Source organism: Mesorhizobium sp. M0077 (assembly GCF_040322955.1).
In the GTDB taxonomy this organism is placed as follows: domain Bacteria; phylum Pseudomonadota; class Alphaproteobacteria; order Rhizobiales; family Rhizobiaceae; genus Mesorhizobium.
On the sequence record NZ_JAMYUL010000007.1, the window covers coordinates 35,357 to 56,078 of the forward strand.

Annotated in this window: 28 protein-coding genes; 12 read left to right on the forward strand and 16 right to left on the reverse strand. The window is 63.4% G+C overall.

The features are described from left to right. Positions 1-41 precede the first annotated feature (41 nt). From rpmF to NKJ57_RS15675, 3 genes are all read left to right on the forward strand, one after another. Positions 42-224, forward strand: a complete 183-nt coding sequence (rpmF, locus tag NKJ57_RS15665) for a 50S ribosomal protein L32 (RefSeq protein ID WP_008834724.1) — start codon at positions 42-44, stop codon at positions 222-224. Between the two features lie 196 nt (positions 225-420). After that, the gene (locus NKJ57_RS15670) at positions 421-1,368 is read left to right on the forward strand and encodes an agmatinase (protein ID WP_023816407.1); all 948 of its coding nucleotides are present in this window, start codon (positions 421-423) and stop codon (positions 1,366-1,368) included. Positions 1,369-1,560: 192 nt separating this feature from the next. After that, positions 1,561-1,962 carry a hypothetical protein gene (locus NKJ57_RS15675; RefSeq protein WP_023670154.1) on the forward strand — a complete coding sequence of 134 codons (402 nt, stop codon included), beginning with the start codon at positions 1,561-1,563 and terminating at the stop codon, positions 1,960-1,962. 122 nt (positions 1,963-2,084) lie between these two features. On the opposite strand, the gene NKJ57_RS15680 is transcribed toward NKJ57_RS15675, so the two are convergent. From NKJ57_RS15680 to NKJ57_RS15690, 3 genes are all read right to left on the reverse strand, one after another. Beyond that, positions 2,085-2,516 (reverse strand): GlcG/HbpS family heme-binding protein, encoded by a 432-nt coding sequence (locus NKJ57_RS15680; RefSeq protein ID WP_023733046.1) that lies wholly within the window; start codon positions 2,514-2,516, stop codon positions 2,085-2,087. Positions 2,517-2,692: 176 nt separating this feature from the next. Beyond that, positions 2,693-2,926, reverse strand: coding sequence for a hypothetical protein (locus tag NKJ57_RS15685; RefSeq protein ID WP_023684002.1), 234 nt, complete (start codon positions 2,924-2,926; stop codon positions 2,693-2,695). A gap of 79 nt (positions 2,927-3,005) precedes the next feature. After that, positions 3,006-3,533: a winged helix-turn-helix transcriptional regulator gene (locus NKJ57_RS15690; protein WP_352511917.1), complete on the reverse strand. Its 528-nt coding sequence runs from the start codon at positions 3,531-3,533 to the stop codon at positions 3,006-3,008. A gap of 114 nt (positions 3,534-3,647) precedes the next feature. Between NKJ57_RS15690 and NKJ57_RS15695 the strand changes: the two genes are divergently transcribed. From NKJ57_RS15695 to NKJ57_RS15715, 5 genes are all read left to right on the forward strand, one after another. Continuing rightward, on the forward strand, positions 3,648-4,478 hold the full coding sequence (locus NKJ57_RS15695; RefSeq protein ID WP_352511915.1) for an alpha/beta fold hydrolase: 831 nt from the start codon (positions 3,648-3,650) through the stop codon (positions 4,476-4,478). 116 nt (positions 4,479-4,594) lie between these two features. Next, on the forward strand, positions 4,595-5,251 hold the full coding sequence (locus tag NKJ57_RS15700) for a glutathione S-transferase family protein (protein ID WP_023816408.1): 657 nt from the start codon (positions 4,595-4,597) through the stop codon (positions 5,249-5,251). 5 nt (positions 5,252-5,256) lie between these two features. Further along, positions 5,257-5,583 (forward strand): ArsR/SmtB family transcription factor, encoded by a 327-nt coding sequence (locus NKJ57_RS15705; protein ID WP_023699361.1) that lies wholly within the window; start codon positions 5,257-5,259, stop codon positions 5,581-5,583. A 23-nt stretch (positions 5,584-5,606) separates the two neighbouring features. Further along, on the forward strand, positions 5,607-5,981 hold the full coding sequence (locus NKJ57_RS15710; RefSeq protein ID WP_032894652.1) for a nuclear transport factor 2 family protein: 375 nt from the start codon (positions 5,607-5,609) through the stop codon (positions 5,979-5,981). 16 nt (positions 5,982-5,997) lie between these two features. After that, a complete protein-coding gene (locus NKJ57_RS15715; RefSeq protein WP_352511913.1) occupies positions 5,998-6,462 on the forward strand; it encodes an SRPBCC family protein in 465 nt (154 codons plus the stop codon). Between the two features lie 29 nt (positions 6,463-6,491). Here NKJ57_RS15715 and NKJ57_RS15720 read toward each other — a convergent pair whose 3' ends face one another. From NKJ57_RS15720 to NKJ57_RS15730, 3 genes are all read right to left on the reverse strand, one after another. After that, a complete protein-coding gene (locus tag NKJ57_RS15720; RefSeq protein ID WP_023690079.1) occupies positions 6,492-6,755 on the reverse strand; it encodes an ArsR/SmtB family transcription factor in 264 nt (87 codons plus the stop codon). A 32-nt stretch (positions 6,756-6,787) separates the two neighbouring features. Continuing rightward, positions 6,788-8,026 (reverse strand): MFS transporter, encoded by a 1,239-nt coding sequence (locus tag NKJ57_RS15725; protein ID WP_023670146.1) that lies wholly within the window; start codon positions 8,024-8,026, stop codon positions 6,788-6,790. Positions 8,027-8,122: 96 nt separating this feature from the next. Continuing rightward, positions 8,123-8,317, reverse strand: coding sequence for a DUF1192 domain-containing protein (locus NKJ57_RS15730; protein ID WP_352511910.1), 195 nt, complete (start codon positions 8,315-8,317; stop codon positions 8,123-8,125). 146 nt (positions 8,318-8,463) lie between these two features. Between NKJ57_RS15730 and NKJ57_RS15735 the strand changes: the two genes are divergently transcribed. The 3 genes from NKJ57_RS15735 to NKJ57_RS15745 all read left to right on the forward strand — a co-directional run bounded on the left by NKJ57_RS15735 (position 8,464) and on the right by NKJ57_RS15745 (position 10,989). Beyond that, positions 8,464-9,474 carry an NAD(P)H-quinone oxidoreductase gene (locus tag NKJ57_RS15735; RefSeq protein WP_031244805.1) on the forward strand — a complete coding sequence of 337 codons (1,011 nt, stop codon included), beginning with the start codon at positions 8,464-8,466 and terminating at the stop codon, positions 9,472-9,474. Between the two features lie 355 nt (positions 9,475-9,829). After that, a complete protein-coding gene (locus NKJ57_RS15740) occupies positions 9,830-9,970 on the forward strand; it encodes a DUF1127 domain-containing protein (protein WP_023670143.1) in 141 nt (46 codons plus the stop codon). Between the two features lie 326 nt (positions 9,971-10,296). Continuing rightward, positions 10,297-10,989, forward strand: a complete 693-nt coding sequence (locus NKJ57_RS15745; protein ID WP_023670142.1) for a DUF1013 domain-containing protein — start codon at positions 10,297-10,299, stop codon at positions 10,987-10,989. A gap of 63 nt (positions 10,990-11,052) precedes the next feature. On the opposite strand, the gene NKJ57_RS15750 is transcribed toward NKJ57_RS15745, so the two are convergent. The 3 genes from NKJ57_RS15750 to NKJ57_RS15760 form a co-directional block, all read right to left on the reverse strand. Next, entirely contained in the window at positions 11,053-11,772 is a 720-nt protein-coding gene (locus NKJ57_RS15750) for a helix-turn-helix transcriptional regulator (RefSeq protein ID WP_023683994.1), read from the reverse strand. A gap of 126 nt (positions 11,773-11,898) precedes the next feature. Continuing rightward, positions 11,899-12,309, reverse strand: coding sequence for a hypothetical protein (locus NKJ57_RS15755; RefSeq protein WP_352511908.1), 411 nt, complete (start codon positions 12,307-12,309; stop codon positions 11,899-11,901). A gap of 182 nt (positions 12,310-12,491) precedes the next feature. After that, positions 12,492-12,662, reverse strand: coding sequence for a hypothetical protein (locus NKJ57_RS15760; RefSeq protein WP_023670139.1), 171 nt, complete (start codon positions 12,660-12,662; stop codon positions 12,492-12,494). A gap of 204 nt (positions 12,663-12,866) precedes the next feature. Here NKJ57_RS15760 and NKJ57_RS15765 point away from each other — a divergent pair, with 204 nt between their 5' ends. Then, positions 12,867-13,028 (forward strand): hypothetical protein, encoded by a 162-nt coding sequence (locus NKJ57_RS15765; protein WP_352511906.1) that lies wholly within the window; start codon positions 12,867-12,869, stop codon positions 13,026-13,028. Between the two features lie 9 nt (positions 13,029-13,037). Here NKJ57_RS15765 and NKJ57_RS15770 read toward each other — a convergent pair whose 3' ends face one another. The 7 genes from NKJ57_RS15770 to gap form a co-directional block, all read right to left on the reverse strand. Continuing rightward, positions 13,038-13,298, reverse strand: a complete 261-nt coding sequence (locus NKJ57_RS15770) for a hypothetical protein (protein WP_352573725.1) — start codon at positions 13,296-13,298, stop codon at positions 13,038-13,040. A gap of 85 nt (positions 13,299-13,383) precedes the next feature. Further along, positions 13,384-14,097, reverse strand: coding sequence for an SGNH/GDSL hydrolase family protein (locus NKJ57_RS15775; protein ID WP_023706280.1), 714 nt, complete (start codon positions 14,095-14,097; stop codon positions 13,384-13,386). A gap of 63 nt (positions 14,098-14,160) precedes the next feature. Next, entirely contained in the window at positions 14,161-14,901 is a 741-nt protein-coding gene (locus NKJ57_RS15780) for a DUF899 domain-containing protein (protein WP_352511903.1), read from the reverse strand. A 172-nt stretch (positions 14,902-15,073) separates the two neighbouring features. After that, complete coding sequence (locus NKJ57_RS15785) at positions 15,074-16,099, reverse strand: class I fructose-bisphosphate aldolase (RefSeq protein ID WP_023708586.1); 1,026 nt, start codon at positions 16,097-16,099, stop codon at positions 15,074-15,076. A gap of 120 nt (positions 16,100-16,219) precedes the next feature. Beyond that, positions 16,220-17,422, reverse strand: a complete 1,203-nt coding sequence (locus NKJ57_RS15790) for a phosphoglycerate kinase (protein ID WP_352511901.1) — start codon at positions 17,420-17,422, stop codon at positions 16,220-16,222. Positions 17,423-17,567: 145 nt separating this feature from the next. Then, the gene (locus tag NKJ57_RS15795) at positions 17,568-19,454 is read right to left on the reverse strand and encodes a potassium/proton antiporter (RefSeq protein WP_023670131.1); all 1,887 of its coding nucleotides are present in this window, start codon (positions 19,452-19,454) and stop codon (positions 17,568-17,570) included. A gap of 206 nt (positions 19,455-19,660) precedes the next feature. Further along, positions 19,661-20,671, reverse strand: a complete 1,011-nt coding sequence (gene gap, locus NKJ57_RS15800; RefSeq protein ID WP_023683984.1) for a type I glyceraldehyde-3-phosphate dehydrogenase — start codon at positions 20,669-20,671, stop codon at positions 19,661-19,663. Between the last annotated feature and the right edge of the window lie 51 nt (positions 20,672-20,722).

Consider the following 20,722-nt stretch of genomic DNA (forward strand, 5'->3'; position numbering starts at 1 on the left):
AGGGCTATCGGGGCATTTTGACCATGTAGTGGAGCATATCCATGGCCGTTCCGAAACGAAAAACCTCTCCGTCCAAGCGCGGCATGCGCCGCTCGGCCGACGCTCTCAAGGCCCCGACCTATGTCGAGGACAAGAATTCCGGCGAAATGCGCCGCCCGCACCATATCGACCTGAAGACCGGCATGTATCGCGGTCGCCAGGTGCTGACGCCCAAGGAAAGCTGAGACCAGCTTTCGAAGGGTTTGAATGCCAAAAGAACCGGCCATTGGCCGGTTTTTTTGCGTTTGGTGCGCGTCGCGCCGCCAACTATGCCAAAGACCGGGCGTCCGTGGCGATACAAGCTGCGGCGGCGGTGCTGTATTGAGTGATGCCTTGTCGCGGCGCTTCCGCGCGATGATCGGCCGGCTTCAGAGGGACCGCATGACCAAGCTCACCACAGCACCGCGCGATATCTTCCAGACCTTCATGAACTTCCCGCTGGTCGAGGACCTCGATGCGCTGAAGGCGGATGTCGCCATCATCGGCATGCCTTACGGCAGTCCCTACACGATCGACGAGTTGGTCAACGACCAGACCAACGCGCCGACGGCGGTGCGGCGCGCCTCGCAACGCATCAGCCTCGGGCTCGACCGCTATGATTTCGACATTGGCGGAACCCTGTTCGACGGGCAGGACGTCAAGGTGGTCGATGTCGGCGATGTCCCCGGCGATGCCGCCGGCGGCCACTACAGGTTGGCCGAAGCGGCGATCCGAAAGATCCGCGTCGCCGGCGCCTTGCCGATCACCATTGGCGGCGATCACGGCGTTCCGATCCCGATCCTGCGGGCGCTTGACGGCGAAGGGCCGATCACCCTGGTTCAGATCGATGCCCATCTCGACTGGCGCGACAATGTCAACGGGGTCAGGGAAGGCTATTCCAGCCCCATCCGCCGCGCTTCGGAGATGGCGCATATAGCCGGGATTTTCCAGCTCGGCATCCGCGGCCAGGGCAGCGCCCGGCTCGAGGAGGTCGAGGCGGCCCGCGCCTACGGCTCCAACATCGTCACCGCCAATGAATGGCAGGATATCGGTACGGCGGCGCTGCTCAAGGGCATCCCGGACCGTGGCCGCTATTACCTGACCATCGATGCCGACGGTCTCGATCCCGCTGTCATGCCGGCGGTCGAAGGGCCGGCGCCTGGCGGCATCAGCTACCGGCAGACGATCGAACTGATCAAGGGGCTGTTCGCCAAGGGACGTGTCGTCGGCATCGACATCGTCGAGATCGCGCCGGCGCGCGACGTCAACGAGATCACCTCGATGACCGCCGGCCTTTTCATCCTCAACGCTATCGGCGCCGCCGTGCGGACAGGCCAGTTCAAGCGCTGAATCCGGCGTGTCGGTGGTCAGCCGGGGCAACTGTGGCTGACAGGGTTGTTTCGCGCGGTCTTTTTCCGTGTTTGCGGGCGCTAGCGAAAAATCTTGACGGCGTGCCTGCGGGGCATTCTACAGAAGGTGCCCCCATTGTTTAGGCAATTCCTTGGGAAACCGCTTTCCTGGAATTGCTAGAGGAGACGCCTGATGTTCGGTGCCATCCCGCTGCTGATCGTGCCCTTCGTGGCCTACAATCTCGGACTCCTCGGAATATTCGGCAGCGGCGACGATCCGTGGGCGACCGAGATCTTCTCGTTCAGCATGATGTCGGGCGGGGTGTTCTCGATGACGCTCGGCGACCTGATGGTGGTGATCGGGCTGATCTTCCTGTTCCTCGAAATGGTGAAGTCGGTGCGCACCACGAACGCCTCGATCATGGACCATCTGTTGTCGACGCTGGTCTTCGTGGCGTTCCTGGTCGAGTTCCTGCTGGTGAAGGGCGCGGCGCACTCCGTCTTCTTCACGCTGATGGTGATCGCCTTGTTCGATGTGCTGGCCGGGTTTTCGGTGTCGATGCGGTCGGCGAGTAGAGACATAAATTTGAACTAGCCGCCTTCGTTGGATGGTCGCATCCGTTCGCGATTGGCGTGGCTGCTCTTTCTGGTCGTCATCCCGGGGTCTGCGCCGCGTAGCTTCGCTCCTGCTTCGCCCTGGGATGACGAAGCTCCCCCTCAGCCCGGATCGGCGGTGAAGCCGGCGGCTTCGATGCCGGCGATGGCGGCGGCTTCGTCATTGTCCGACGTATCTCCCGAAATTCCGACGGCGCCGATGACGGCGCCTGCCTTGTCGCGGATCAGCACGCCGCCGACGACCGGCAATACGCGTCCACCCGAGACGTCGGAAATGCCGGCGACGAGATGCGGCCGCTCCTTGGCGAAAGCCTCGACACGGCGCGAGCCCATGCCGATGGCCAGCGCCCCATAGGCCTTGCCGGCCGACATTTGCGGGCGCAGGAACGAGGCGCCGTCCTGACGCTGGAAGGCGACGAGATGCGCGCCGGCATCCAGCACGGAAACGCCGAGCGGTTTGAGCTTCATCTCGGCGCCCTTGGCGAAGGCGGCGTCGATGATGTGCTTGGCTTTTTCGAGGGTCAGTGCGGTCATGGCTGTCTCCTGATCAAAACGCGTCAATCATCGACCTGACATGCGGGATGCGAAATCCCGGTTGCGGTTGAAATTGCTTCGCGCGGGAAAGCGGAAATGGCGAGCATTGCTGATCGTGGCACATGGCGGATACGATCCGCCGGCATCCAGATCGGGCGTCGATGAAGAGGGCCGCGCTATTTTTTCTTGGCTCGGGGCGCTTTCTTGACCGGAACGGCAGGGGCGTTGGCGAGGTCTTCCGCTTCCTTGGCAAGGCGCAATGCCCGGAGCTTGTTGGTCTTGGCCTGGCGGGCGTCGGCCTCGGCGACATACTCCGCCATCGCCTTTTGCCGCACCGTGGCTGCCTCTTCCTGCTTCTTGAAACGCATATCTGCCCTGGCGCGGGCAGTATCCTTAGAGTTCTCGACCAAGAGCGTTATCCAATCCCGTAAATTATGTTTTTCAGCCCCTTGATAGCAGAGCCGGCCTGATAATGGGGAAATAAGTTGGTCAAGCGGCCGGGGCCTCGATGCCGCTCGACGCCTTGCGGGCTACCACCGCCTCATATCCGGCCTGCAATGTAGCGCGGACGGAAGGCTGCGCGGGTGGGGCGACAGGCATGCCCAGATGGTCGTGGCGCAACTCGTCCATGAACTGCTCCCACATTGGCGGTCCGCCTTTCTCCAGCAGCTCGGCGCGGATCGAAAGCTCCTCGCTCACCGGCAGCCAGACGCGGCCCCAAGCGCCGAGATGCGCCATGATCGGCACCAGCGTGATAGCCATCTCGGTCAGGCTGTAGATCGCCTTCTGCTTGTGCGAGGGGTCGTCGGCCTTGGTCAGCATGCCGAGTTCCATCAGCCGCTTCAGCCGGTCGGCCAGGATGTTGGAAGCGATGCCCTCGATCGAGCCGTTGAGCAGTTCGCGAAAGTGGCGTTTGCCGCCAAAAATCATGTCGCGCAGGATGATCAGACTCCAGCGATCGCCGAATACTTCCAGCGACAGATTGATAGGGCATCCCGAGCGGTGTTCGGTTTTCATCCGACTCTCCTCAAAAACCAGTTGCATTATCGTATCAGTTTTATTATCGTGCAACCGATTGCAAAACGCAATCAGTTTGGTTGGCCTTTGATTGGCCGATGCGAGGAGAGTCCCATGACAAGGGCCGCAGCACCCGAAATCGTCTCCCAGACGTTTGGCGATCCCGGAGATCCAGCCATTCTGCTGATCATGGGCGCCATGGCCTCGATGCTCTGGTGGCCGGAGGCGCTCTGCAAAAAGCTCGCCGGCGAACGCTTCGTGATCCGCTACGACAATCGTGACACCGGCCTGTCGACCAAATATACGCCGGGCGAGCCGCCGTATACGTTCGACGACATGGCGGACGATGCGGTGCGCGTCCTCGACAGTTGCGGCATCGGCAAGGCGCATGTGATCGGGATGTCGATAGGCGGCATGATCGCGCAACGATTGGTGTTGAAACATCCCTTGCGTATCATCTCGCTGACCGTAATCAGCAGTTCGCCGGTGGGGATCGATACATCGCACCTGCCGGGGACGACCGAGGCCTATATGGAGCACTCGGCCGATGGCGCCAAGGTCGATTGGTCGGACCGCGACCAGGTGATCGGCTTCGTCGTCAAGGATGCGCGTGCGATCGCCAGCACCGCGCATCCCTTCGACGAGAAGGCGATGCGCGCGTTCGTCCAACAGGACTACGACCGATCCGGCGGCTTCCTGAGCGCGACTAACCATTTCATGCTGAAGAGCTGCGAGGATCTGAAAGGACGCCTGCGCGAGATCAAGGTTCCGCTGCTCGTCATTCACGGGACATCGGATCCGATCTTTCCGGTCGAGCATGGCGCAGCCCTTGCCGACGCTGTTGCCGGCGGGCGGCTTGTCCGCGTCGAAGGCGGTGGCCACGAACTGCATCCCGACGACTGGGGCACGATCGTTGCCGCCATCGTCACGCATACCAAGCCCTGAAGGCAGTCTCGAACCTTGACACATTCGCCTCACGGAAATAGTTAAGTAAATGCTTCAGTGTTGGCGCTGGCTGGCACCGCTCCAGTATCGACGAACCGCAAACAGACGAGCAAAAAATGTCCCTGACCTTCCATTTCCATCCGCTGGCATCGTTCTGCTGGAAACCGCTGATTGCGTTTTACGAGAACGATACGCCCTTCACGCCGGTTATCGTCGACCTCGGCGACGAGCAGTCGCGGGCAGCGTTCCTGAAGGTGTCGCCGACCGGCAAGATGCCGGCGCTGCGTGACGATGCACGCAATCGCACGGTGCTGGAATCGACCATCGTCATCGAATATCTGGCCGCGCATTATCCCGGGCCGGTCGAGCTCATCCCGGCCGAGGCCGACCTTGCTCTCCAGGTCCGCCAGGCCGACCGTTTCTACGATTTCTACGTGCAGGCGCCGATGCAGAAGATCGTCGGCGACAGGTTGCGCCCGCAGGACAAGACCGATCCGTTCGGGGTCGATGAGGCGCGCGCGCAACTGCGCAACGCCTATGCGATCATCGAGGAGGAGATGCGCTCGAAACTCTGGGCGGCCGGGCCTACCTTCACCATGGCCGACTGCGCGGCCTCGCCGGCGCTGTTCTACGCCAACAAGGTCGAGCCATTCGGCGACAGCTATCCGGCCCTGAAACACTACCACGACCGCCTGCTCAAGCGGCCGTCCTTCGCCCGGGTGGTCGAGGAGGCGCAGCCCTACTTCAAGTTCTTTCCCTACAATAACGGCTGATCGCGATGCTGCACGATCCCGCCCAGCTCGACCTGATGTTCCAGGCGCTCGCAGACCCGGCCAGGCGCAGCATGGTCGAACGGCTGTCGCGTGGGCCGGCCTCGGTCAGCCAGTTGGCCGAACCGCTGGCGATGTCGCTGTCGGCCGTCGTCCAGCATCTCAACGTGCTCGAAGCAAGCGGGCTGGTGCGCTCGGAAAAGCTCGGCCGCGTGCGCACCTGCCAGATCGCGCCGCAGGCGCTGCGCAGCGCAGAACACTGGATCAACGAACGGCGGCTGACATGGGAGCGTCGGCTCGACCGGCTCGGCGATTTTCTCGCCGGGACCGAATGACCTGAAGCAGAGGAGAAATGACCATGCCCGGCAAAAGCAGAGCGGAGTTGATCCGCGGCTATTTTTCCGCCTACCAGGCGAATAACAAGGCTGCCGTCGCGGCGGTGCTCGCCGACGATTTCACCTTCACCAGCCCCTATGACGACGCCATCAACCGTGCGACCTATTTCGAGCGCTGCTGGCCGGACAGCCCGGCCTTCAGCTCGATCGTCATCGAGCGGATATGCGAGGACGAGGACGCCGCCTTTGTCCTCTATCGCTGCGAGACGGCGGACGGAAAGACCTTCCGCAACACCGAACTGCATCTGTTCCATGACGACAGGTTGCGCGCCGTCGAAGTCTATTTCGGCGCGTCCTATCGCGACGGCGTCTTCGTCGCGCAGAAACCATCAAGCTGACCAAGAGGACCTGACCATGGCCGAACGATCCGTCGTCCACTCCACCTTCGTCCTCGAGCGCCTCTATACAGTTGCACCGGCGAAAGTCTATTTCGCGCTCAGCGATCCGGCCGCCAAGCGGCGCTGGTTCGCCGACCCCGACAACCCGATGACCCACAGGCACGAAATGGATTTTCGCGTCGGCGGCCAGGAGGTCAATGCCGGCGGGCCGAAGGACGGGCCGATCCACACCTATACCGCCACCTATCAGGACATCGTGCCCAACCAGCGCATCGTCTACAGCTACGACATGCTGTTCGGTGATGTCAGAATCTCGGTTTCGCTGGCGACAATTGAGCTTCGCCCGGAAGGCACGGGCACGCGTCTGGTGCTCACCGAGCAGGGCGCGTTTCTCGATGGGCACGACACACCGTCATCGCGCGAGCATGGTACCGGATTCCTGCTCGATGCGCTGGGCAAGGCGCTGGCAACGGACACTTGAAAGCCAGGGAGGCGAGCTGGAATCTCGGCCTATGCTTCCCAGAACTGATCAAGCCAAATATTGAGCTTGAGGAAGCCGGCACTGCTGACTGTATAGACCCGCCTCGTGCCCTCGGCCCTGGCCTGAACCAGACCGGCGTCCAGCAGCACTTTCAAATGCTGGGACACGGCCGGGCGGGAGACTGGAAGGCCCGAAGCCAGCTCGTTGACGGTTTTCGGGCCACGCCGGAGCTCTTCCAGAAGATAGCGCCGGTTGGGGTCGGCAATCGCCATGAAGGCGTCAGAAAAGATCATGCCTATACTTGTGGGGCAAAGCTTTTCAAATCTCAACCGTCGGCTTCCGCTTTTCTGAGCCGCAGTGCTTCAGGGGTGACCGAGCGATCGGCCGGCTGGGTCTTGAAGGCATCGCGGTCTTCGATCGGCACCGGCGCGCGGCGGCTGATGCGCAGCAGCGTGTAGGCGGCGAGGCTGAGATGCGCCAGCGCGGTGGCCAGGAACAGGCCTTCGGGGCGGAGCCAGCCCATCAGGGCGGCAGCCAGCAAGGGCCCGATCATGGTTCCGAAGCCATACAGAAGCAGCAGGCCGCCCGAGACCTTGACGAAATCCTCCGATCGGGCGTGGTCGTTGGCATGCGCCACGGCGATCGAATAGAGCGTGTAGGCAAAGGCGCCGTAGGCGGCGGCGAAGACAATGACGAGGACGGCGGAACGCGGTTCGAACAGGAAGATCAGGATGGCGAACAGTGCGGCGCCGAAAGCCGCGCCCGCCAGCACGAAACGGCGGTCGGTCTTGTCGGAGAGGCGTCCGGCCGGAAGCTGCATGGCCGCGCCGGCAATAACGACAAGGCTCATCATCAGTGCGATCTGGGCGGTGGAGATGCCGATACGGGCGCCGTAGACGGCGCCAAGCGTGCCCCAGGCGCCATTGGCGATGCCGACCAACAGGCAGGCGATCGCCGACACCGGCGAGTTGGCGTAGAGACCTTTGACATCGAGCTTGACGTCCTGCAAAGGCTTGGGAGACGAAGCCGACGACACCGCGGTCGGGATCAGCGACAGGCAGAACAATATGCCGGTGATCATGAACAGCGACGCCGATCTGACGTCGCCGCCCGCAACGATCATCTGGCCGCCCATGATCGAGGCATAGGTGACCATCATGTAGAGGCCGAAGACGGTGCCGCGGTTCTCGTTGGTGGCCTTCTCGTTCAGCCAGCTTTCGATGACCATGAAGGCTCCGGCCATGGTGAAGCCGGTGAAGGCGCGCAGCAGGATCCAGACATATTCGTCGATGATCAGGCCGGTAAGCAACGCCACGATGGCGCCCGAAGCGGCAAAGGCGCCGAACGCCCGGACGTGGCCGGCGCGGCGCACCAGGCGCGGTGCGAAGAAGCAGCCGGTGACGAAGCCACCGGCCCAGGCCGTGCCCATCAGACCGAGCGATGCGGTCGAAAACCCTTCGATCTGGCCGCGCAACGGCAACAACAGGCCGTGCAATCCCGAAGCCGCAAGCAGGAAAGCGGTGCCGCGAAGCAGCGAGAGGATCGGCCTGTAGCTTGCAAACATTGTTTGATCCGTCTGGAGATTCGGTGGCGGGGTCTGAAGACAGGCGCATTCGGGCTTTTCGGCGGCGGATGCTCAACGCCGAAACTAACGCGAAAACTAGCCGCGGCGAAACAGGGCTTCGGCCGCCGATTTGGTGCTGCCCTTGGTCTGGAGCTCGGCTTCGAGCCGGGCAATCTCCTCGCGCAGGATGCTGATCCATTCGGTAAGGTCACCGACCGAAAGCAGCGACAGATCCTGTCCGATCTCATGCGGGCGGGCTTTCTTTTTGGGTTCGTCGTCGAAGATCGCCATCGTCGCTCCTCCCTATTCAGTATTGGGCTGATTTGGCCATTTGCCTGATCCGGCAATCAGCATACATAGGGCAGGGGCGCAGATGCAAACAGCCGGCAAGAAGCTGGCAGCCGGCGACAGACCGGCGGACCGAGACGGGAAATTTCATGGCGAGCGGACATAAAATTCCAGCCACGATGACGGCCATCGCAATCTCGCAACCGGGCGGGCCGCGGGTGCTGAAACCGGAAACGCGCGACGTGCCGGTGCCTGGTCCCGGCGAAATCCTGATCCGGGTGCGTGCGGCCGGCGTCAACCGCCCCGACGTGCAGCAGCGCAAGGGCGCCTATCCGGCGCCGCCCGGCGCTTCCGACCTGCCCGGTCTCGAGGCATCGGGCGAAGTGGCCGCCCTTGGCGACGACATATCGCGCTGGCGCATCGGCGACCGGGTCTGCGCGCTGACGCCGGGGGGCGGTTATGCCGAATATGTCAAGGTTCATGCCGGCAGCGTGCTGCCGCTGCCCGCCGGCTTCACCCACACGGAGGCGGCCGCGGTTCCGGAAAACTATTTCACCGTCTGGCACAATGTGTTCGAGCGCGGCGGCCTGAAAAAGGGTGAGACGCTGCTGGTCCATGGCGGCTCATCGGGCATCGGCACCACGGCGATCCAGCTGGCGTCGGCCTTCGGCGCCTATGTCGTCACCACCGCCGGCTCGAAGGAGAAATGCGACGCCTGCCTGAAGCTCGGCGCCGACCGGGCGATCAACTACCGCGAGGAGGATTTCGTCGCGGCGGTCAAGGATGCGACCGGCGGCAACGGGGCCGACGTCATTCTCGACATGGTCGGCGGCGACTATATCGCGCGCAACTACGAGGCCGCCGCGGTCGAGGGCAGGATCGTCCAGATCGCCGTCCAGGCCGGCGCGGTGGCGAGCGCCGATTTCTCGAAAATCATGGTCAAGCGGCTGACCCACACCGGCTCGACGCTGCGGCCTCGCACGGTCGAGTTCAAGGCGGCGCTCGCCGCCGCACTGGAAGCACAGGTGTGGCCGCTGCTCGGCACCCGGAAGGTAGCGCCGGTGATGGACATGATCTTCCCGCTGACCGACGCCTGGCGGGCGCATGAGCGCATGGAAGAGGGCGAGCATATAGGCAAGATCGTTCTCGACGTCGGCTAGATGGGGCGAGATTTAGGTGAGGCCGGCCTGCGAATGGCGGCTCCCTGCGCTTCGGGCCTTCGCCGGCCGAAGCCCTCATGCGGCGTTGCGGCAGTTAAGGCTACGGCCGGCGTAGGCCGGTGCTTCGTACTGAAGTACGCTCCGCTCCGGTTCTCGGGAGCCGCCATTCTCTGCTCGGCCTGACCTGAACCTCGCGCCATGCTCCGCGCTCAGCCTGTCGGCAAGATGAACACAAGCTTAATGCTGCAATGCAGCATTTGCATTGCGGCTATGCAAAGACGTCTGTTCAATTCGTGGGCAGCACTGCCTATCTAAGCGTCATCGAAACGATTTGATCCAACAACTGGAGGACACCATGAACCCGATCCGCGCTTTCCGTAACTGGCGTATGTACAACGAAACCGTGCGCGAGCTGAACAAGCTCAACGCCCGTCAGCTCAGCGACCTCGGCATCAGCCGCGGCGACATCGAGAGGATTGCCCGCAAGGCCATCTAATTCGAAGCCTGGTCGGCCGATGAGGCCTGACCACGCGGCAGAAGCAAGAGCCGCCGCAGACGGTATCCCGTCGCCGGTTCCGAGCCCGCTGGACCCTGTCCGGCGGGTTTTGTCGTCTTGGACCCCCTGTACAACTCGGCATCAATGATCGCCGGAGCCGAGGTCCTCCTGGCCTCCCCCGCTGTCCGGTGTCCGACGGCTGCGCCCTGCGCCAAAAACATTGCGAAACGGCAGCGGAGCGGTTATACAGGCCGCGAATTTCCCATTTTGGTGGCTCTAAACCACCGCCCGCGCGGGAACGCGGGCGAACGAGAAGGATTTTTGAAATGGCCAATACGCTGCTGATGCCCAAGGCGACCGCCGTCTGGCTGGTCGACAACACCGCGCTTTCCTTCGAGCAGATCGCGCAGTTCTGCGGGTTGCATCCGCTCGAGGTCAAGGCGATCGCCGACGGCGAATCGGCGCAGGGCATCAAGGGCATGGATCCGATCATGACCGGACAGCTGACCCGCGACGAGATCGCGCGCGCCGAGAAGGATCCGAACCAGCGCCTGAAACTGTCCGACCCCAAGGTGCGGGTGCCGGAATCCAAGCGCAAGGGTCCCCGCTACACGCCGTTGTCGAAGCGCCAGGACCGGCCCAACGCCATTCTGTGGCTGGTCCGCAACCATCCGGAATTGAAGGACGCGCAGATTTCGCGCCTGGTCGGCACGACCAAGTCGACGATCGAACAGATCCGCGAGCGCAAGCACTGGAATTCGGCCAATCTGCAGCCGATGGACCCGGTGACGCTGGGTCTCGCTTCGCAGATCGACCTCGACATGGAAGTCAACCGCGCCTCGCGCGGCCGCGAGCAGGCGCAGCCTGTCGGCGACACGCTGCTGCCGGCTGCCGTGACCGAGCGCCTGGTGCCGGCGCCGGAGAAGCCGAAGGACGAGGATGCCGAGCTCGACGCAAACGCCGTGTTCGCCAAGCTCTCGGCGCTCAAGTCCAAGAAGGAAGATGCGGACGACGAGTAAGGTTTGCGACAGTTCATCAAAAAAGCCCGCTTCGAGCGGGCTTTTTCATTGATTATCGAAGTCTCAGCTGCGCGCCGCCCGGTCCGGCGTCATGCCATAGTCCTCCGAGCGTTCGACGGCGCGGTAGAAGTCGGCAAGCTGCTTGCCGCGCTCAGGCTTGAAGATGCGGCCGGCGATGACCACCGAGGCGATGCGGTCGATGCGGAAGGCGCGGAAATCGTCGCGCATCTCGCACCAGGCAACCAGCGTCCATACCTTGCCCCAGAACCACAGACCGAGCGGACGGATGTCACGCCCGGTGCCGCGGCCGGCCTCGTCGCGGTAGTCGATGGTCAGCACCTGTCGCTTCTCGACAGCGCGCTCGATCACGTCGATCGCCTCACGCGCGGCGTCGCTCACCACCCACATCGGCGTGTGGATCTCGGTGCGGGCGATGCGGTCCTTCTCGGCGTCCGGCAGCACGGCGCCGATCTTGACCAGCGCCTCGTCGGCCGCACGCGCCATGGCCGCACCGCCAAAGGCCCGCACCATGCGGGCGCCGGCGACCAGCGCGACGATTTCGTCACGCGTGAACATCAGCGGCGGAAGGTCGAAACCCTCCCTCATCATGTAGCCGACGCCGGCCTCGCCGTCGATCGGCACTCCGGTCGACTGCAAATCGGCGATGTCGCGGTAGATGGTCCGCTCGGAAACCTCGAGCCATGTGCCGAGCTTCTGGGCGGTGACCAGCCGGCCGCCACGCAGGTGCTGCACGATCTGAAAGAGCCTGTCGGCACGTCGCATCGTATGGTCCCTCGGCTGCTTTTCTATGAATGTCACGGTCCCGAAACCGGTTCCGGGTGACATCCATCTCCTGTTTTATGCTTGTCGTTCTCCCAAAAACCGCTGCGCACTTTTGGGCGACACGCATTATGGTTTAAGTCCTTCGCGCTTGCGCTGCACGGCGACGAATTCCGCGCCGAAGGACAATTTCTTCGTTGTCGGCGTGTTCACGTCGAGCACACGCCAGTACGGCGTGGTATCGTTCAGCGTCATGCCGCGTTCGAGATCCTCATTGGCGGCTTCGGCGACGGTGCGCAGATGATAGCCGATGGTGACCGGACATGTCACTTGCGCCCCATGCTCGATGGCGAGCGCGGTGCGCAAGGCGCGTACATCCATCTCGACGCCGTTGGGGATCGTGCGGATGAAATCATCGACCTGACGGGGCGTCGGCACCAGCATCGGCTGGCCCTCGACGACGTCGCCCATTGTGCGTGGCGTCGGCTTCACGCCGTTGACGCCCGGCGTGTTCAGCCTGTCGTTCCAGCTTTTCACCATTCATGTCTCCTGACACGTTTATGGCATGGTGCTCCTGACAGCATTCTGTCAGGAGCCTTCAGCATTGTCCGTAGCAGGCGCCAAAGTTTTTGCGCCAGCCCGAGGGGTCGCCGCCCGGGGGGGCCATGTCAATGATCCGGGCGTTGCGGGGTTCGCATCCAAGCATTGTCATGTAAAACGCCTCAGATCTCGCGAATGCGGCTGTGACCCTCATACATATCCGGCCAGCCAATGTCCTTGCGGATGTCCGCCGGCAAGGAGTTCAGGAAGCGCTGGGTACGGACTTCATTGCGCATCGTGCGGATCTTGCCGACATAGTGCTGTACGCTGTTCAAAATACCAAAGCTGTTCATGACCATCTCCTCTTCTCTGATGGAGACACTATCGCATACCCCTCCTGACAGCAGTCTGTCAGGAGCATGTCAGCTCGTTGAAGAAAGCTGCGAGGTGCTTCGCGGTCGGTTCGGAAACGAGCCTTTTGTCAGGAATGGCCAAGTCGACCGAGACCATGCAAGAACCGCTTTGACAGCCTGTCGCGATGCTGCTCAAAGGCGGGCATGTCGAAACTCCTCGCGCTCGTCATCATCGGCATCATGGCCATTCAGCTGATCAAGCCGCTCGGCTGGCCGGGCCTGAAGCGGCGCGGCGATTTCTGGAAGCTGGCCCTGCTCGCCATGGCGGCCATCGCGCTGGCGGGTGCGCTGGGGCACTGGACATAGCCTTGAGGGTCAGGTCGGGTCCACCGTTCCCACGGCAATCATCCGGATGGCGTTGAGGCTGGGCACGAAGAAATAATCGCCACCGCGCGTCGTCACGAATTTCGGCAGGTTCGCCGCAATAGAGGGCGTGGCGTTGGCCGGACCGGCCGGAATGACATGCTTGCTCGATTCGGCGCGGTTGCCGGTCAGCGTGCAGGTGTCGTTGCCGGTTTCGGAATCCAGGCCGTAGCTCATCCATTGCTGCTGGATGATATTCTGGCTCAGATCCATTGGAAGCAGACTGCAATCAACAGTATTTGGAAATACTCGTGTCAGTTCTCTGAAGCCCACCAGTCCGAGCTTGTGCCCCCTCAGGTCAATCGGCGAGCACCCATCCGACCAGATGTTCGGCCCAGGCGCGGTAACCGGCTTCCGAGGCATGAAAGCCATCGGAGGCAAAGCCGGCCTCAGGGTTGGTGATCGGCAGCCGTGGCGCCGGCACGGCGCCGCGCTCGAAACAGAGGCGCTCGCCCATGCGGTTCATTGCGGTAGCGCGGATTTCGAGTATCTTGCCGAGCAGCGGCGGCATGGCCGGCGCGCGGGTGAATTCCAGCACCGGCGACCAGACGACGCGGGCCTCCGGCCATTTGGCACGCAGCGCGTAAAGCAGGCCGCCGAACTCTTTCTTGAAGCGCGGCACCGAGTGGAAATTCTTGGTGTCGTTGGTGCCGATGGCCAGCACTATATGCGTCCACCGATCGGCCGACAGATTGGGCAGCACATGGTCCCGGATCTGGCCCGACGTTGCCGAGTTGAATCCGGCGGCGCGCCAGCGCACGGCAAGGCCGGTTCGTTTTGCGACCAGCATTGCAAGCTGCGCGGCAAGCCCGTTCTCGGAATTGCCGATGCCGACGGAAGCGGCCGAGGAATCGCCCAGCACCAGCAGCGAGATGGCCGGCGCCTTGCCCGATATTTCGTGCATGACCGGCCCTTGTGCCGGCAGCATGCGGGTGGTGCGGCGGCGCACGCCGAGGCCCTGCCAGACATAAACGGGGTAGGCGAGCCAGGTAAGAAGGGCCGGGAAGCGCATGGCGATACCGTTTAGAGATCAGCGGCAGCCTTAGCGCAAGTTTCGCCTGAGGTGAACGAGCTTCTAGTCGCAGCAGTTCGGCTTGTCCGCCTGCTTGTCCTGATATTCGTCATGCAGCCGCACCCAGTCCATCAGGCTATGATAAGGGCCATTTTCGCCGCGGCCCTTCGGTGTCATGTCGAGATAGTCGTAAGTGCCGATCTGGGCCTCGCCGCCGCGGGCGCGCGACATAAAGGTAAGGAATATGTCGCCGTTCTCGTCCTTGTAGAAAACACTGGTGCCGGGAAGGTCCTTTGACGTGCGCGGACGCGTCTCGAAATTGTAGGTGGTGTCGCCGGCCGCGATCTGCTTGTCGGTGAAGGAGACCTGCATGTCGAAGTTGAAATCGGAGGCATAGGACGACACCCAGTCGAATTTCCAGCCCATACGCTGCTTGTAAGGCAGCAGTTCCGCCAGCGGCGCGCGCGCAACCACCACCAGCGACACGTCGTGGTGCCTGAGATGCTGATCGGCGCCGTCTATATGGTCGGCAAGGAAGGAGCAGCCTTCGCAGCGGTGGTTCGATCCTGGCGTCATCATGAAGTGGTAGACGATCAGTTGGCTGTTGGCGCCGAACAGTCCGGCCAGGTTCTTCGGACCCTGCTCGGTCTCGAAGACATAGTCCTTGCGGATTTTCATCCAGGGCAGTTCACGCCGCTCGGCGGCGATGCGCTCACGCAACCGTGTCAATTCCTTCTCGCGCGCCAGATGCGCCTTGTGCGCCTCAAACCAGTTTTCACGCGAAACCACCTTGCTGCGAGTCATGAAGTTCTCCCTGTCTGTTCACCCAAGGACGTTTGGGGTGGGCAGAAACCGACATCGCCGTCAGCTTTTGCCGAAAAGGAGATAAGGATGGACGAACTCCGTCCAAGCCGGGCTTTGCATAAACAAACCCGGGCGCATCGGCCCGGGTTGTATGACAACGGGAGGACTGCGCTCAGGCGGCCTGTTCGAGGCTCGCCGTCCATTGTCCCAGCGCCGCCAGATGGTTCATGTGGGCACGATGGGTGAAGGCGGCCTGGCCGGCGGCGACGTTCGATGCCTTGCCGCTCCAGGCCTTTTGCGGGGCGGCCTGCAAGGCGCGGCCATAGGAGAAGGTCAGCTTCCACGGATGCGGGCCGATGGCGTTGATGGCGTTGAGGTTGGCGGTAGCCTCCTCGTCCGACTGCCCGCCCGAAAGGAAGGCGATGCCCGGCACCGCTGCCGGTACGGTTTCGCGGAAAAGTTTTATGGTCTTTTCCGCGACCTCTTCGGGGCTGCTCACCTTGCCCGACTTCCTGCCGGCCAGCACCATGTTCGGCTTCAGGATGGTGCCTCCCAGCAAAACGCGCGCCGCATGCAGCTCGTCATAGAGCTTGATCAGCGTTGCCTTCGAGATGTCGTAGCAGGTGTCGATGTCGTGCGCGCCGTCCATCAGCACTTCCGGCTCGACGATCGGCACGATGCCGGCCTCCTGGCACAGTGCGGCATAGCGGGCCAGCGCATGGGCGTTGGAGGCAATCGAATTGACCGAGGGCACGCCCTTGCCGGTGTCGATGTCGATCACCGCGCGCCATTTGGCGAAGCGGGCGCCGAGCTTGTAATAATCTGCGAGCCGCTCGCGCAAGCCGTCGAGGCCTTCGGTAACGGTATCGCCGGGAAAGCCGGCGAGCGGCTTGGCGCCGGCATCGACCTTGATGCCGGGGATGGCGCCCGCCGCCTTGATGATGTCGACGAGAGGCGTGCCGTCGGCAGCCTTCTGACGGATGGTCTCGTCGTAGAGAATGACGCCGGAGATGTACTTCGTCATCGCGTCCTTGGCGCGGAACATCATCTCGCGGTAGTCGCGGCGGCTGTCGGCGGTCGATTCGACGCCGATGACGTCGAAGCGCTTCTTGATGGTGCCGGAGCTCTCATCGGCGGCCAGCAGGCCCTTGCCGCCGGCCACCATCGCGGCGGCAATGTCTTCGAGACGTTCGCTCATTTTTCTTCTCCTAAGGGGGTACGTTCCGCGCGTAACGGAAGTCTACCGCCAAAGGAATGGCATCGGAAAGCTCGAATCGATTGAAAGTTCCTGGCGTCCGTTTTTGCGCCCCCGATCCGGTCAGGCTTGTTTCTTCAGCACGTCGACGCCGGGCAGCGGCTTGCCTTCCATCCATTCGAGGAAAGCGCCGCCGGCGGTCGAGACATAGGTGAAGTCGTCGGCGACGCCGGCATGGTTGAGGGCGGCCACCGTATCGCCGCCACCGGCGACCGAGACCAGCTTGCCGGCCCTGGTGCGGGCCGCCGCGTGCCTGGCCGCCGCCACCGTGGCGTGGTCGAAAGGCTCGATCTCGAAGGCGCCGAGCGGGCCGTTCCAGACCAGGGTCGCGGCGCGGTCGATCCATTCGCGGATCGTCTTCACGGTCTTTTCGCCGACATCGAGGATCATGCCGTCAGCCGGGACATCCGTAATGGCAACGGTCTCGCTGGCCGCACCCGCCTTGAATTCCTTGGCGACGACACCGTCGACAGGCAGGATGATGGCGCAGCCGGCTTCGGCGGCCTCGATCATGATCTGCTTGGCGGTCGCGGCAAGGTCATGCTCGCACAGCGACTTGCCGACAGCGGTGCCACGCGCGGCGAGAAAAGTGTTGGCCATGCCGCCGCCGATCACCAGCGCGTCGACCTTCTTCACCAGGTTCATCAACAGGTCGATCTTGGTCGACACCTTGGCGCCGCCGACAATGGCGACGACAGGGCGGACCGGATTGCCGAGCCCCTTCTCCAGCGCCTCGAGCTCGGCCTGCATGGTGCGGCCGGCATAGGACGGCAACAGCCGCGCCAGGCCTTCGGTCGAGGAGTGCGCCCGGTGGGCGGCGGAAAAGGCGTCGTTGACGAAGATATCGCCATTGGCGGCGAGCCGCTCTGTAAAGGCCGGGTCGTTCTTCTCCTCGGTCTTGTGGAAGCGGGTGTTTTCCAGCAGCAGCACATCGCCCTTGTTCATGGCGGCGACCGCACTGCCCGCCGTGTCGCCGACGCAGTCGCCGGCAAAGCCGACGGGGCGGCCAAGCACCTCCGCGGCAGCCTTGGCGATCGGCTCCAGCGAGAATTCGGGCGAGGGACCATCCTTCGGGCGGCCGAAATGCGCGAGCAGGATGACCTTGGCGCCCTTGCCGGACAGTTCGGCGATGGTCGGCGCAATGCGTTCGATGCGGGTGGCGTCGGTGACCTTGCCGTCGGCGACGGGCACGTTGAGGTCGACGCGCACCAGCACGCGCTTGCCACTGATATTGCCGATATCGTCGAGTGTCTTGAAGGCGGCCATGCGGGTTCCTTTCCGTGGAAAATCGCCGGGACCATACCTCGCATCGATGACGATGCAAGGCTTGAGCCGGGGTGCGAGCTAAATTTTGAGATCAAGGCGAAGGCTGTCGTGATGATGCGGGACGTCAGCGTGAACCGATCGCTTGTCAGCCTTCGGTCGTTATCTTTTCCGCCGTCGGCTCAAGGGCCTTCTCATTGGCTGTCGCCTCTGCAGTCTGCGTCTCGGTCGGCTTGCGCCAGTTGCGGATGAAGGCGGAGACCCGATCGCCGATCTCGCCGGCGCTCAGGAACACCGGAACCCGCGCCACCGGCGCGGTCGGCTCGAAGGAGAGGCCGAGACCGGTGATCTTGCCCTTGTCGTCGACGTCGCGGACGATCAATTCGATCGGGCCGATCAGCACCCGGTCGGCATATTCGGCATGGCCGCCGAGCCGCGCCGTCACCAGCGCGCCGACGGTGAGCTTCTGCTCGGCTTCGCTCAATCCCGGAGTGTATGCGGCCTCGAGCTCTGCGGCCGAGCGGGCGGGATCGACGGCAAAGGCGCCGAAGAAGTCGGCATCCTCGGGGTCGACTACGGCGCGGCTGGCAAACAGCTTGTCAAGCAGGCGCGGATAGCGGTCGGGCACGAAGATGTAGACCTGGTCGCCGGCCGCGAGCCGGCCCATGTCCTGGAAACGCATCGAGCGGCCGTCGCGCAGCACCAGCGAGGGCCGTGCCCAGCGCGGGATGCGCTCGCCGCGCGCCACCGGGCTGCCGGGCGCGACGCGGTAGGCGAGCAGTTCGTGGTGGGCGGAGCCCGGCAGTTCGAGTTCGACCTTGTCGAGCGGCCCGAGTCTCGCCGGCACGATCAGGCCGAGCCGGCGCGCCAGCGGACCGACCGACCAGCCCTGCACCACCAGCGATACCAGAACGATGATGAAGGCGACGTTGAAGATGGTGCGGCCGTTCTCCAGTCCGCCGAGCAGCGGGGTGATGGCAAGCAGGATGGACACGGCGCCGCGCAGGCCGACCCAGGAGACGAAGGCGATCTCGGGACGTGGCAGGCGGAACGGGATAAGGCAGAGCCAGACGGCGACCGGGCGCGCGACAAACATCAGGAACAGGCCGAGCAGCACCGCCGGCACCATGATCGCCGGAAACTGCGAGGGCGTCGCGAACAGGCCGAGGATCAGGAACATGATGATCTGTGCCAGCCACGACATGCCGTCCTGGAAGCGCTTCAGGATGGTGACGGCGCGGATGTCGGAGTTGCCGGCAATCAGCCCGGCGAGATAGACCGCCAGGAAGCCCGAGCCGCCAATGGCGCCGGCGGCGGCGAACACCATCAGCGACAGGGTCAGCACGAAGATCGGCAGCAAGCCATGGTCGAGGTTGAGCCGGTCGACGAGGCGCACGATGCCGAGCCCGCCAAGCACGCCGACGACGGCGCCGAGCCCCATATTGAGCAGGAAGCCGAGGATCAGGTCGGTGACCAGCACATGGGTCTCGGGATTGGCGTGGGCAGCGATGATCTCGACCAGCGTGATGGTCAGGAAGATGGCGATCGGGTCGTTGGTGCCGGATTCGACTTCCAGTGTCGCGCGCACGCGCTCGCGCAGATTGATCTCGCCGGCGCGCAGCAGGAAGAACACCGCAGCCGCGTCGGTCGAGGCGACGGCAGCTCCAAGCAGGAAGGATTCCAGCCAGCTGAGGTCGAGCAGGTAATAGGCGGCGGCGCCGAACAGGCCAGTGGTCAGGATTACGCCGAAGGTCGCCAGCGACAGCGCCGGTCCGGCCGCCTGGCGCAGCGCGTTGAGCGGCGTGCCGAAACCGGAATCGAACAGGATGACCGCCAGCGCCAGTGAGCCGGCAAAATATGCCACGCGCGCATTGTCGAATTCGATGCCGAGACCATCGACGCCGCTGGCGAGGCCGATGCAGAGGAAGAGCAGCAGCAACGGGGCGCCGAAGCGGAAGGCGATCAGGCTCGAGAACGCTGCGGCGACGACTAGCGCTGTGCCGACCAGCGTGACGAGATAGATCGCATGCTCCATCCGTGATTTGCCCCTCGAATTCCTCTTTCTCCCGATTCACGGGAGAGTGGGGCGAAGGAATGGCCGGTGCAAGGCGCAAGGATGGCTTTTTGCCTTATGCCGCTGATTTTCCGGCGTTTGGCGGCTCGGCGCGCCTTGCCCGGCGCGCTGACGAAAAACGCCCGGGCACAGCCGGGCGTTCGAAGCTGCGAGACGATGCCTTCAGATCAGGCGATGGTCTTGCCAAAGGCGACCGAGGTGTCGGCCATGCGGTTGGAGAAGCCCCACTCATTGTCGTACCAGGACAGCACCGAAACGAAGTTGCCGTCCATGACCTTGGTCTGGTCGAGCGCCAGGATCGACGAGCGCGGATCGTGGTTGAAGTCGATCGACACATTCGGGTGATGGGTGACGCCGAGAATGCCCTTCAACTTGCCGTTGGAGGCGGCGATCACCGCTTCGTTGATCTCCTGCACGGTGGTGGCGCGCTTGGCGATGAACTTGAAGTCGACAACCGAGACGTTGGGGGTCGGCACGCGGATCGAGATGCCGTCGAGCTTGCCCTTGAGGTCGGGCAGCACCAGGCCGATCGCCTTGGCCGCACCGGTCGAGGTCGGGATCTGCGACAGGGCAGCCGCGCGGCCGCGGTAGAGATCCTTGTGCATGGTGTCCAGCGTCGGCTGGTCGCCGGTGTAGGAGTGGATCGTCGTCATCATGCCCTTTTCGATGCCGACGGTCTCGTGCAGCACTGCGGCCAGCGGCGCCAGGCAGTTGGTGGTGCAGGACGCATTCGAAATGACGATGTGGTCCTTGGTCAGCTTGTCGTGGTTGATGCCGTAGACGACGGTGAGGTCAGCACCTTCGGCAGGCGCGGAGACGACGACGCGCTTGGCGCCGGCGGTCAAATGCGCGGCAGCCTTGTCTCGGGCGGTGAAGATGCCGGTGCATTCGAGCGCGATGTCGATGCCGAGCTCCTTCCACGGCAGCTGCGCCGGGTCCTTGATCGCGGTGACCTTGAAGGTCTCCTTGCCGACGGTGATCTGGTCGCCCGAGACCGACACTTCGTGCGGGAAGCGGCCGTGCACGCTGTCATAGCGCAGCAGATGCGCGTTGGTCTCGACCGGGCCGAGGTCGTTGACGGCGACGACGTCGATGTCCTTGCGGCCGGATTCATGGATGGCGCGCAGGATGTTGCGGCCGATGCGGCCAAATCCGTTGATGGCAACTCTGACGGTCATTTTACTCTCCCTGGGAGCTGGAGGCGGCAGATGGGTCCGCAGCTTCATAGC

Excerpts from the sequence above, each read along its gene's own strand:
- NKJ57_RS15690 (WP_352511917.1), bottom strand. The coding sequence starts at position 3,533 with ATGAAAACCGAACACCGCTCGGGATGCCCTATCAATCTGTCGCTGGAA.
- NKJ57_RS15750 (WP_023683994.1), bottom strand. The coding sequence starts at position 11,772 with ATGCGACGTGCCGACAGGCTCTTTCAGATCGTGCAGCACCTGCGTGGC.
- NKJ57_RS15795 (WP_023670131.1), bottom strand. The coding sequence starts at position 19,454 with ATGGAGCATGCGATCTATCTCGTCACGCTGGTCGGCACAGCGCTAGTC.
- gap (WP_023683984.1), bottom strand. The coding sequence starts at position 20,671 with ATGACCGTCAGAGTTGCCATCAACGGATTTGGCCGCATCGGCCGCAAC.
- NKJ57_RS15670 (WP_023816407.1), top strand. The coding sequence starts at position 421 with ATGACCAAGCTCACCACAGCACCGCGCGATATCTTCCAGACCTTCATG.
- NKJ57_RS15695 (WP_352511915.1), top strand. The coding sequence starts at position 3,648 with ATGACAAGGGCCGCAGCACCCGAAATCGTCTCCCAGACGTTTGGCGAT.
- NKJ57_RS15700 (WP_023816408.1), top strand. The coding sequence starts at position 4,595 with ATGTCCCTGACCTTCCATTTCCATCCGCTGGCATCGTTCTGCTGGAAA.
- rpmF (WP_008834724.1), top strand. The coding sequence starts at position 42 with ATGGCCGTTCCGAAACGAAAAACCTCTCCGTCCAAGCGCGGCATGCGC.
- NKJ57_RS15785 (WP_023708586.1), bottom strand. The coding sequence starts at position 16,099 with ATGAGCGAACGTCTCGAAGACATTGCCGCCGCGATGGTGGCCGGCGGC.
- NKJ57_RS15725 (WP_023670146.1), bottom strand. The coding sequence starts at position 8,026 with ATGTTTGCAAGCTACAGGCCGATCCTCTCGCTGCTTCGCGGCACCGCT.
- NKJ57_RS15770 (WP_352573725.1), bottom strand. The coding sequence starts at position 13,298 with ATGGATCTGAGCCAGAATATCATCCAGCAGCAATGGATGAGCTACGGC.
- NKJ57_RS15730 (WP_352511910.1), bottom strand. The coding sequence starts at position 8,317 with ATGGCGATCTTCGACGACGAACCCAAAAAGAAAGCCCGCCCGCATGAG.
- NKJ57_RS15760 (WP_023670139.1), bottom strand. The coding sequence starts at position 12,662 with ATGAACAGCTTTGGTATTTTGAACAGCGTACAGCACTATGTCGGCAAG.
- NKJ57_RS15745 (WP_023670142.1), top strand. The coding sequence starts at position 10,297 with ATGGCCAATACGCTGCTGATGCCCAAGGCGACCGCCGTCTGGCTGGTC.
- NKJ57_RS15710 (WP_032894652.1), top strand. The coding sequence starts at position 5,607 with ATGCCCGGCAAAAGCAGAGCGGAGTTGATCCGCGGCTATTTTTCCGCC.
- NKJ57_RS15715 (WP_352511913.1), top strand. The coding sequence starts at position 5,998 with ATGGCCGAACGATCCGTCGTCCACTCCACCTTCGTCCTCGAGCGCCTC.
- NKJ57_RS15675 (WP_023670154.1), top strand. The coding sequence starts at position 1,561 with ATGTTCGGTGCCATCCCGCTGCTGATCGTGCCCTTCGTGGCCTACAAT.
- NKJ57_RS15780 (WP_352511903.1), bottom strand. The coding sequence starts at position 14,901 with ATGACTCGCAGCAAGGTGGTTTCGCGTGAAAACTGGTTTGAGGCGCAC.
- NKJ57_RS15755 (WP_352511908.1), bottom strand. The coding sequence starts at position 12,309 with ATGGTGAAAAGCTGGAACGACAGGCTGAACACGCCGGGCGTCAACGGC.
- NKJ57_RS15775 (WP_023706280.1), bottom strand. The coding sequence starts at position 14,097 with ATGCGCTTCCCGGCCCTTCTTACCTGGCTCGCCTACCCCGTTTATGTC.
- NKJ57_RS15720 (WP_023690079.1), bottom strand. The coding sequence starts at position 6,755 with ATGATCTTTTCTGACGCCTTCATGGCGATTGCCGACCCCAACCGGCGC.
- NKJ57_RS15790 (WP_352511901.1), bottom strand. The coding sequence starts at position 17,422 with ATGGCCGCCTTCAAGACACTCGACGATATCGGCAATATCAGTGGCAAG.
- NKJ57_RS15740 (WP_023670143.1), top strand. The coding sequence starts at position 9,830 with ATGAACCCGATCCGCGCTTTCCGTAACTGGCGTATGTACAACGAAACC.
- NKJ57_RS15680 (WP_023733046.1), bottom strand. The coding sequence starts at position 2,516 with ATGACCGCACTGACCCTCGAAAAAGCCAAGCACATCATCGACGCCGCC.
- NKJ57_RS15705 (WP_023699361.1), top strand. The coding sequence starts at position 5,257 with ATGCTGCACGATCCCGCCCAGCTCGACCTGATGTTCCAGGCGCTCGCA.
- NKJ57_RS15735 (WP_031244805.1), top strand. The coding sequence starts at position 8,464 with ATGGCGAGCGGACATAAAATTCCAGCCACGATGACGGCCATCGCAATC.
- NKJ57_RS15765 (WP_352511906.1), top strand. The coding sequence starts at position 12,867 with ATGTCGAAACTCCTCGCGCTCGTCATCATCGGCATCATGGCCATTCAG.